The organism is Clostridium sartagoforme (genome assembly GCF_039521405.1).
Classification (GTDB): domain Bacteria; phylum Bacillota; class Clostridia; order Clostridiales; family Clostridiaceae; genus Clostridium; species Clostridium sartagoforme.
Genome location: NZ_BAAACH010000020.1, coordinates 56351 through 65768 on the forward strand (window position 1 = coordinate 56351; position 9418 = coordinate 65768).

8 protein-coding genes are annotated in these 9418 nt (G+C 27.5%); all 8 read right to left on the reverse strand.

Going from position 1 to position 9418, the window contains the following annotated elements; all coding sequences use genetic code 11:
- Positions 1-3: 3 nt before the first annotated feature.
- Positions 4-813, reverse strand: coding sequence for a shikimate dehydrogenase (aroE, locus tag ABDZ60_RS10075; RefSeq protein ID WP_016205994.1), 810 nt, complete (start codon positions 811-813; stop codon positions 4-6).
- A gap of 121 nt (positions 814-934) precedes the next feature.
- On the reverse strand, positions 935-1351 hold the full coding sequence (locus ABDZ60_RS10080) for a GNAT family N-acetyltransferase (RefSeq protein ID WP_343777900.1): 417 nt from the start codon (positions 1349-1351) through the stop codon (positions 935-937).
- A 242-nt stretch (positions 1352-1593) separates the two neighbouring features.
- Positions 1594-2721 (reverse strand): prephenate dehydratase, encoded by a 1128-nt coding sequence (gene pheA / locus ABDZ60_RS10085; RefSeq protein ID WP_047001756.1) that lies wholly within the window; start codon positions 2719-2721, stop codon positions 1594-1596.
- Positions 2722-3804, reverse strand: a complete 1083-nt coding sequence (aroC, locus tag ABDZ60_RS10090; protein ID WP_047001757.1) for a chorismate synthase — start codon at positions 3802-3804, stop codon at positions 2722-2724. It lies immediately after the preceding gene.
- Positions 3782-5077: a 3-phosphoshikimate 1-carboxyvinyltransferase gene (gene aroA, locus ABDZ60_RS10095; RefSeq protein ID WP_343777902.1), complete on the reverse strand. Its 1296-nt coding sequence runs from the start codon at positions 5075-5077 to the stop codon at positions 3782-3784. The genes aroC and aroA overlap by 23 nt, the downstream gene beginning before the upstream one ends.
- Before the next feature lie 49 nt (positions 5078-5126).
- Complete coding sequence (gene aroB / locus ABDZ60_RS10100; RefSeq protein WP_343777904.1) at positions 5127-6176, reverse strand: 3-dehydroquinate synthase; 1050 nt, start codon at positions 6174-6176, stop codon at positions 5127-5129.
- A gap of 166 nt (positions 6177-6342) precedes the next feature.
- Positions 6343-7356, reverse strand: a complete 1014-nt coding sequence (gene aroF, locus ABDZ60_RS10105; protein WP_016205999.1) for a 3-deoxy-7-phosphoheptulonate synthase — start codon at positions 7354-7356, stop codon at positions 6343-6345.
- Between the two features lie 357 nt (positions 7357-7713).
- A complete protein-coding gene (gene cls, locus ABDZ60_RS10110) occupies positions 7714-9141 on the reverse strand; it encodes a cardiolipin synthase (RefSeq protein ID WP_047001760.1) in 1428 nt (475 codons plus the stop codon).
- Between the last annotated feature and the right edge of the window lie 277 nt (positions 9142-9418).

Below are 9418 nucleotides of genomic sequence, written 5' to 3' on the forward strand. Positions count from 1 at the left end.
ATTCTAATTTAATTTCAACTTTATATTTTCATAAATTTCTTTTATTATCTCTTCTTCTATTTCAACTTTATTCCATATTTCTTGAGCCTTAACAGCCTGACCAATAAGCATATATAATCCACCAATACTTTTTTTCCCTAGTAATTTTCCTGTATTTAAAAACATAGTATCCAGAGGATTATATATTAAATCCATTACTATATTAAAATTTTGTATTATATCTTCTGAAACTGGTGTTTTACCTACATTAGGATACATTCCAACAGGTGTTGAATTTATAATAATATCTCCTTTAACTTCTTTTAAATCTTCATAGCTTATTACATGAACATTTTCTAAATTAAATTCATTTCTATTTGGATTTCTGCTTACTATATACACACTTTTTATATTATTGTCTAATAAATAATATAATACACCTTTGCAGGCTCCTCCATTTCCTAGAATAACTGCTTTTTTATCTTTCACTTCTATATTATTAATTTTTATCATATATCCAAAACCATAATAATCAGTATTATATCCATACAAAACTTCATTTTCTAATAAAACTGTATTTATTGCCCCTATTCTTTTTGCCTCTTCTGATATAATATCAATATGTTTTATTATATCTTCCTTATACGGTATTGTTACATTTGTTCCTTTTATCTTTAGTAACTTTACTGCCCTTGTAAAGTCTTCAAGATTATTTTTATTAACTTCAAATAATTTATAAGCTCCTTCTTTGTTTATTAATTTCAATATCTCACTGTGAATTAACGGAGATAAACTATGAGAAAGTTTTTCACCCAATAATCCATAAAACTCCATAACTCTGCCCCCTTATTTTATATTTATTTTAAAAATATTATAACATAGTGATTAATTATTTGCTTATAAAAATAGGTAGTGAAACGGATGATTAAACCTTTTCACTACCTATTTTTATAATTTATTGTAGATATGATTTCTTTACAAATTTAAAATCTTTATCTAATTCAAAACCTTGTCTGTTATAAAATTCAATTTCTTCTTTATGATAATCTTTATTAATAGAAACAATATAATTTACTCTATTATCCTTAGCATTTTTTTCTACTTCTAGCATTAACTGATGACCAACTCCAAGTCCTCTATATTTTTCATCAACAATTATATCTTTAATATTTATTGTTTTATTGTTATTACTATCCTCATTAAAATTACTATTAATATATCCTATAACATCATCATTTAATTGAGCAACTATCATTAAAGATTTATTATCCTCTGATATGGATTTTATGTTTGAATAATTAAGCTTAGAATTAAGCTTATAAATATCCTCATAATCCTTTAAATTAACCTCTCTAACATCAAAACCCACCATAAAAAATCCTCCAATCTTTTTGTAAACGTTTGTAATAATAGTAATTTTTAAAGCAAATTTTATATCTGCTTTTCTTATACAAGTTTTATTTTCTGAAAATTCAAAATATTATTTATATTTCAATTATACATCTAAATCTCTTTTATTTCCACTATTTTTTATATTTTATGTTATTAATATTAATAAACAAAAAAAGATTACTGAATATACAGTAATCCACTATATTTATAGGAATGTTAAGATTAACAGCTTCCTTTGTAACTCCCTATAATTTTGAAATATCCACTATTTTTTTCTATAAGTTCTAATGCATTTTTTACCTTGCTGTCTTGTAAACTTCCTTCAAAGTCTACATATAATAAATACTTCCAAGATTCATGTTTATTTGGTCTTGATTCTATTTTAATCATATTTATGTTATTTTCTGCAAAGTATCTTAAAAGACTATAAAGAATCCCTGCTTTATTTTCTAAAGAAAATACTACACTAATTTTATTACATTCAGTGTTATATTCTAACTGCTTTCCTATAATTATAAATTTTGTATAATTATCTTTTTTATCATTTATATTCTCTTTCAATATCTCCAGTCCATAAATTTCAGCTGCTTTCTTGCTAGCTATAGCGGCTTTTCTACTATCTTTTAGATCTGAAATTAATTTTGCACTTATAGCTGTGTTATGATATGGAATAATCTTTATATTTTGATAATTTTTTAAAAATTTTTTACTTTGTTCAAATCCTTGTGGATGAGAGTATATTTCTTGTATTTCATCTATTTTTGTTCCCTTAATTCCAATTAAATTTTGATCTATTTTAATACATTCCTCACCTATAATATAAAAACCATATTTAACTAAAAGATCATAAATTTCAGCAATTGCCCCTGTGTATGAATTTTCTATAGGTAATATAGCTTTATTTATTTCATTTTTTTCTAGCGCATTAAAAACATCTTCAAAGGTTTCATAATTCCTTGTGTTATTATAACTTTCAAAATATTTTAAAAGAGCTTCTTCACTAAAAGATCCCTTAACCCCTTGATAACCTACTATTACCCCCTTATTTTCTTTCATGATATTATTACTAGTTGCTGAATCTTCATTAGCTATATTTTTTTGCAAGGATCTACTTAATTCCATAATATTTTCAAAAAATCTTCTTGTAATATCACTGTAATTACTATTATTAAGATTTCTTACATTTTTTTCTATAACTTCTTCTTCTCTTTTTCCATTAAAAATTGGCAAGTTATTTTTTCTTTTATATTTTCCAACCTTAATAGCAATATTCATCCTTTTCTCAAATAATTCTATTAACTCTTTATCTATAGAATCTATTTGTTTTCTATACTCATCTAACTCACTCAATTAATATCTCCCCTTTATCAAATCAAGTATTCCTATAGCCGTTACAGCTTCAATAACAGGTAATGCTCTTTGGACTATACATGGATCGTGTCTTCCTTCAACTCTAAATTTAACATTTTCTTTGTTTTTTATATCTATTGTATTTTGTTCCTTGGCAATAGATGCTGTAGGTTTTATAGCAACTTTAAATAATATTGGCATTCCATTTGTAATACCGCCCAATACTCCACCATTATTATTAGTTTTTGTTTTTACTTTATCTTTATCATAGTAATATTCATCATTACATTCTGAACCAAACATATTAGTCATCTGAAATCCCCTACCAAATTCTATACCTTTTACAGCTGGTACTGAGAATATTAAATGAGCTAATGTAGATTCTACTGAATCAAAAAATGGATTTCCAACTCCAGGATTTATACCAATTACAGCACACTCTATACTACCTCCAACTGAATCCCCGTTATATTTAGCTTGTAATATAGTATGCTTTATATTTTCTTCTAAGGATGTATTTATTAATGGTAACTCCATATTTCTTAAGCTTTCTAATATTTCCTTTGATATATCAATATTATTAAACTCTTTATCAGTTATATTTTTTATGGAAGATATATGTGCTCCTATTAATATCCCCCTTTTTTCCAGTATCTGTTTACATATCGCTCCTGCAAATACTAGAGGAGCCGTTATTCTTCCTGAGAAGTGTCCTCCACCTCTATAATCATTAAAACCATCATACCTAGCATAACCTGTAAAATCTGCATGCCCTGGTCTCATATAATCTTTAGTCTTAGTATAATCCTTAGATCTAGTATCTCCATTTTTTATTATTGCACAAAGAGGAGTTCCAGTAGTTTTCCCCTCAAAATATCCACTTAATATTTCTGGGAAGTCACTTTCCTTCCTTGCAGTTGACATTGAGTTTTTTCCTGGAGCCCTTCTATCCATTTCAAAAAGCACTTTATCCATATCTATTTCAAATCCAGATGGTAATCCATCTATGTTTATTCCTATTGCATTTCCATGAGATTCTCCGAATATAGAAATTTTTATATTACTCCCCCATACCCCACTCATCAATATTTCCTCCTAGCATTTTAAAATCTTCAAAAAATCTTGGATAAGATTTAGCTACACAATCATAATCAACTAATACTATAGGCTCTTTACATATAGTTGATGCTATTGCTAAAGTCATTGCTATTCTATGATCCTTCCAACTCCATACTTCTAAACCACCTTTTAGCTCATCTACTCCCTCAATTATAAGTCCATCTTCTTTTTCTTCTATCTTAGCACCTATTTTATTAAGTTCATTAGTTATAGCTCTTAACCTATCACATTCCTTTATTCTAAGTCTTCCTGCATTAATAATTTCTGTTTTCCCTTTAGATACAGCCGCTACCAATGTTACTACTGGAATTATATCTGGGCATTGTGATGCATCGATAATTGTAGAAGTCAATTCATCTTCTACTCTGCATTTTATACTATCTTTATAAGTATAAAATTTAGCTCCCATCCTTTCTAGTATATCTATTACTTCTTTATCTCCTTGAAGAGAATTTATATTTAAATCCTTAATATCAATATCACAACCTAATGCATTTGCTGCAAAATAGAAAGCTGCTTGTGAGTAGTCTCCTTCCACTCTATAATCTCTTGATACATATTTTTGATTTCCTTTAATTATAAATTCCTTATAGCAGTTATTTTTAATTTCTACTCCAAAGCTTCTCATACAGGATAACGTTAAATCTATATATGATTTTGATTCTATCTCTGTACTAATGGTTATTTTAGAGTCTCCATCTAATAATGGAAGCGTAAATAATAATCCTGTTATAAATTGTGAACTTATATTCCCTGGCAGAGAAAATTCCCCTGGTTTTAATTTTCCTTTTACCATCATATTTAATTGATTTTCAACATGATTATACTTTATTCCCTGCTCCTTAAATATATCAAAATATGTTTCCAAAGGCCTTTTTCCTAAATTTCCTCTTCCTATAAACTTTGTTATGCCTTCAAATAATAAAGAAATTGGTACCATAAATCTTAATGTTGAACCTGATTCATTGCAGTCTATAACCCTAACTAAATTTGTTACAATATCTTCTCTATATATTCCTTTAACAACTACCTTATCTTCGTTCTTATCAATGATAGCCCCTAATTGTCTCATTGCATCTATAGTTGCATTAATATCATCTGAATAATCTATATTTTCGATTGTAGAAACTCCACTTGCAAGAGCTGCACAAATAATAGCTCTATGAGAAATACTCTTTGAAGGAGGAACCATTACATTTCCTTTTAATTTAGACTTTGTTAGTTTTAATACTTTCATAAAACACCACCCTTTGGTTTAATTAACAATTTACAATTATTATTAATCGTTAACTACAAAATATCTTGCTCGTTGTTTTGTATATAAAGCTTTCTCCTATTTCTTTTAAGAAAATTAAATTTATATTATTTTCTAAGTTTTTCTTATCTAGTTTCATTGTTTCAGTTAGTTCATTAATATCTATTGTTAGTTCATATGGTAGTTTATATTTAATTAGTATATCTTTAATTACCTCTTTTGTACCTATCTTTGTTATCCCTAATTCTTCACTTAATTTAGTTATCTCATACATGCCAATAGCAACAGCTTCTCCATGGGTATATTTAGTATAATTGAAATATTGTTCAATTGCATGGCCTATTGTGTGACCAAAATTTAAAAGCATTCGTTGTCCCATATCTTTTTCATCTTTTTCCACAATTTCTTTTTTAATTTTGCAACAATTGTGAATAATGTATTCTATATTGTGCATAACTTCCTTTTTATTACTATAATTTATAAGATTGCCAAAAAACTCTTTATCCCTTATACAACCATATTTAATTACTTCTGCCATTCCATCATTAAATACTCTATCACTTAGAGTGTTTAGAACTTCTGGATCTATAACAACTTTCTTTGGGTGATAAAAACTACCTACTAGATTTTTGCCTTTATCTAGGTCTACTCCAACCTTTCCCCCAACACTACTATCTACTTGTGCTAATAAAGTAGTTGGACATTGTACAAATGCTACTCCCCTCAAATAAGTAGAAGCAACAAATCCTCCTAAATCTCCAATAACTCCTCCACCTAAAGTTATTATTAAATCACTTCTAGTAAACTTGAAATTTAAAAGTTCATCATAAACTAAAGGTAAAGTACTAAAGTTCTTAGTTTCCTCACCAGGTTTAAGTACCAACTTTTTCACATCATATCCACTATTAATTAAATTATTTAATACTAAATTACCATAAAATTTATCGACATTTTTATCAGTTATAATAAAAATCTTTTTACCCTTAAAAAGATTTTTTATCTCATGTACTAATGTATTTATTATTCCCTTTTGTATAACAATATCATAACTACTATGAATTAAATCTATTGATAAATTCATTAAAACACCACCTTGTTTAAAATGGGAAAAGTGAAAAAGTTATGGTAATAATTCAACTAGGCTGAATTAAAAAACTAAACAATAGAAGTCATTATTACTTAATCTTTCATTAATGCTTTAATTCTTCTTTCATCTTTAACTTTTCACTTTTTCACTTTTAACTATCCTATATTTCTCTTCCAACTGCCGCTGCAATTGGTTTTAATTCTTTCATTAACGTTTCATAATCTTCTGGCTTTATTGATTGTGGTCCATCACATAGTGCTTTTTCTGGGTTGTTGTGGACTTCTATTATAAGCCCATCTGCTCCTACTGCAATTGCTGCCTTTGCTAATGGCGCTATCATAAATCTTTTTCCTGTTGCATGGCTTGGATCTACTATGATTGGAAGATGACTTATCTTTTTTATTGCTGGGATTGCACTTAAATCCAAAGTATTCCTTGTATAGGTCTCAAATGTTCTTATTCCTCTTTCACAAAGAATAATATTTTCATTACCGCCAGCCATTATATACTCAGCACTCATTAAAAATTCTTCTATTGTTGCTGATAACCCTCTTTTTAATAGTATTGGTTTATTTGTTTTTCCTAATTCTTTTAGCAAATCAAAATTCTGCATGTTTCTTGCCCCTACCTGAATTACATCCACATCTCTTTGGAATATCTCAACATCATATGGAGACATTATTTCAGTTACTATCGGTAATCCTGTTGTCTCTCTTGCTATTTTTAATAACTCCAATCCATCATATTCCAACCCTTGGAAACTGTATGGTGAGGTCCTAGGTTTAAATGCACCACCTCTTAAGAAATTCGCCCCTAATTTCTTAACTTCCTTTGCTATAAACTTTATTTGTTCTTCGCTTTCTACTGAGCAAGGTCCTGCTATCATAGCTATTTTATTTCCACCTATTTCATTTCCATTAATATTAACTATTGTATTATATGGATGAAACAACCTATTAGCTTTTTTAAATGGTTCTTGAACATACATAACCTTTTCTACATTGTCATTTGCTTCAATTTTTAATGGATCTATCTTACTTGTATCTCCCACAAGCCCTAGAATTATTAATTCTGCTCCTATAACAGGACTAACCTTAACCCCTTCTCTTTCAATTTCTTCAGTAAGTTTTCTTATTTCCTCTTCTTTTGTTCTTGGTTTTAAAATTATTATCATAAAATATGCCCCCTTGTTGTAATTGATAATTTATATTGCTGACTTTTATTATCAGCTTTTTAAGATTTTTATATTAAAAAAAGGGCCTCTAATGAGCCCTCTTAAATAATCAAAATATTTTCATATAAAAATATATAGTTTATATTATAAAACTCATTTGAAAAGAATTATTTATTTTTTTGTAAAACAAATAGCCAGCGCTAAATAAAAAGCCCCAGAATATAAAGTAAAAAAAGCTATTAAATTTTACCGATTTCTTTATAATTCCTTTCATATTTTCCTCCAAATAAACTAAAAATTCTTTACCTAATTATACCAAAGGACATCATTTTGTCAACACTTCTTCTTATTATTTTATTATAATATTGGAGCAATAAGCATTATTAATGCTTCCTTTATTCTCATTACTCTTCCTCTGTTGTTGTATTCATCCATTGTAACAATATTACAATCTCTTATATCATTATAAAAAATCTCTTCTTGCTGCTTTGAAAAATTATCATCAAATATAAAAGCATTTATTTCAAAATTTAGTTGAAAACTTCTTATGTCTAAGTTGGCAGTTCCAATACTGCATGCTTTACCATCTGATACAATTGTTTTTGAATGAATAAAGCCTTTTTGATATCTATATATTTTTACCCCACATTCCATAAGTTCTCCTATGTTTGCACTCAATATCCATTCCATAAAAAAATGATCCGGTTTTCCTGGAACCATTATTCTTACGTCAACGCCTGATAATGCTGCTATTTTTAGTGCTTCTCTAGTAGATTCATCTGGAACTAAATATGGAGTCTGAATATATACATTTTTTTTAGCGTTGTTTATTATTTTTATATATGCATTCCTTATATATTCTTCTTTATGATCTGGGCCTGAAGATACTATCTGCATTCCTACATTTCCTTGAGCTTCTTGTTTATAGAAATACTCATCATATTCTTTAAGTTCTCCTTCTGATGCATAATCCCAATCTAGTATAAATCTCTTATTTAACTCATTTACAGCTTCCCCTTGTATTCTTATATGGGTATCTCTCCAAAAATCAAATTGTTTACCTTTGTTTATGTATTCATCACCAACATTAAATCCACCAACATATCCTATATTTCCATCTATGACCACTATTTTTCTATGATTTCTATAATTTATTCGAAGATTTATGTACGGTAATATTCCTGGAAAAAATAATTGAAACTTTATTCCAAGACCTCTTATATATTTAATATATTTTCCCCTTAGATTTTTTGATCCCATTCCATCTACTAATAACCTTACCTCTACTCCTTCATTAACTTTCTTTTTTAATTCATCTATAATTTTATTACCTAATCCATCTAATCTAAATATATAATATTCAATATGTATGAATTTAGTTGCTAATCTTATATCCCTTATTAAATCATTAAATTTTTCCTCTCCTATTATGTAACTTTTAACACTATTTCCTGTTGTATATAGAGATTTAGAATGATTATAATTCATTTTTATAATATCTATATATTCTTCTGCAATTCTTCTTGCTTTCTTCTCTTCATCAAAACTTTTTAATAACTTATTTGACTTTTCCTCATCTATAAATTTCTTTTCTCTAAATATCTTTTGCCTATTTAAATTTTGACCAAGAATCAAATACAGTATAAATCCAAATCCTGGAAGTACTAACAAAATAATTAACCACGCCCATGTGGTAGTAGGCTCTTTTCTTTCTATAAATATAAGGGAAATTGCTGATACAATATTAATAATATATGCTACTATTAATAAAATATATGTACTCATTTATATCACCCCCATGAACACATTTTAATTTATAATTCAGCAGAAGTTTATTCCTCAATTATTCATTACTCATTTCTATTATCTATTACTCATTATAATTATATCCATTTTCTATAAGTAATCAAAGTTTCTTATAAGAAAAGAAGCTGTAATTAGATTAACTTTTCCTTAATCTAATTCAGCTTCTTTTCATAATTTATGAAGGGTTTTAGTTTTGACCAAAATATCTATCTAATAATCCCTTAAATGCTTGTCCGTGTCTAGCTTCATCTTTACA

Coding starts and splice junctions, on each gene's coding strand:
- aroA (WP_343777902.1), bottom strand. CDS start 5,077: ATGAAAGTATTAAAACTAACAAAGTCTAAATTAAAAGGAAATGTAATG.
- cls (WP_047001760.1), bottom strand. CDS start 9,141: ATGAGTACATATATTTTATTAATAGTAGCATATATTATTAATATTGTA.
- aroF (WP_016205999.1), bottom strand. CDS start 7,356: ATGATAATAATTTTAAAACCAAGAACAAAAGAAGAGGAAATAAGAAAA.
- aroE (WP_016205994.1), bottom strand. CDS start 813: ATGGAGTTTTATGGATTATTGGGTGAAAAACTTTCTCATAGTTTATCT.
- ABDZ60_RS10080 (WP_343777900.1), bottom strand. CDS start 1,351: ATGGTGGGTTTTGATGTTAGAGAGGTTAATTTAAAGGATTATGAGGAT.
- aroC (WP_047001757.1), bottom strand. CDS start 3,804: ATGAGTGGGGTATGGGGGAGTAATATAAAAATTTCTATATTCGGAGAA.
- aroB (WP_343777904.1), bottom strand. CDS start 6,176: ATGAATTTATCAATAGATTTAATTCATAGTAGTTATGATATTGTTATA.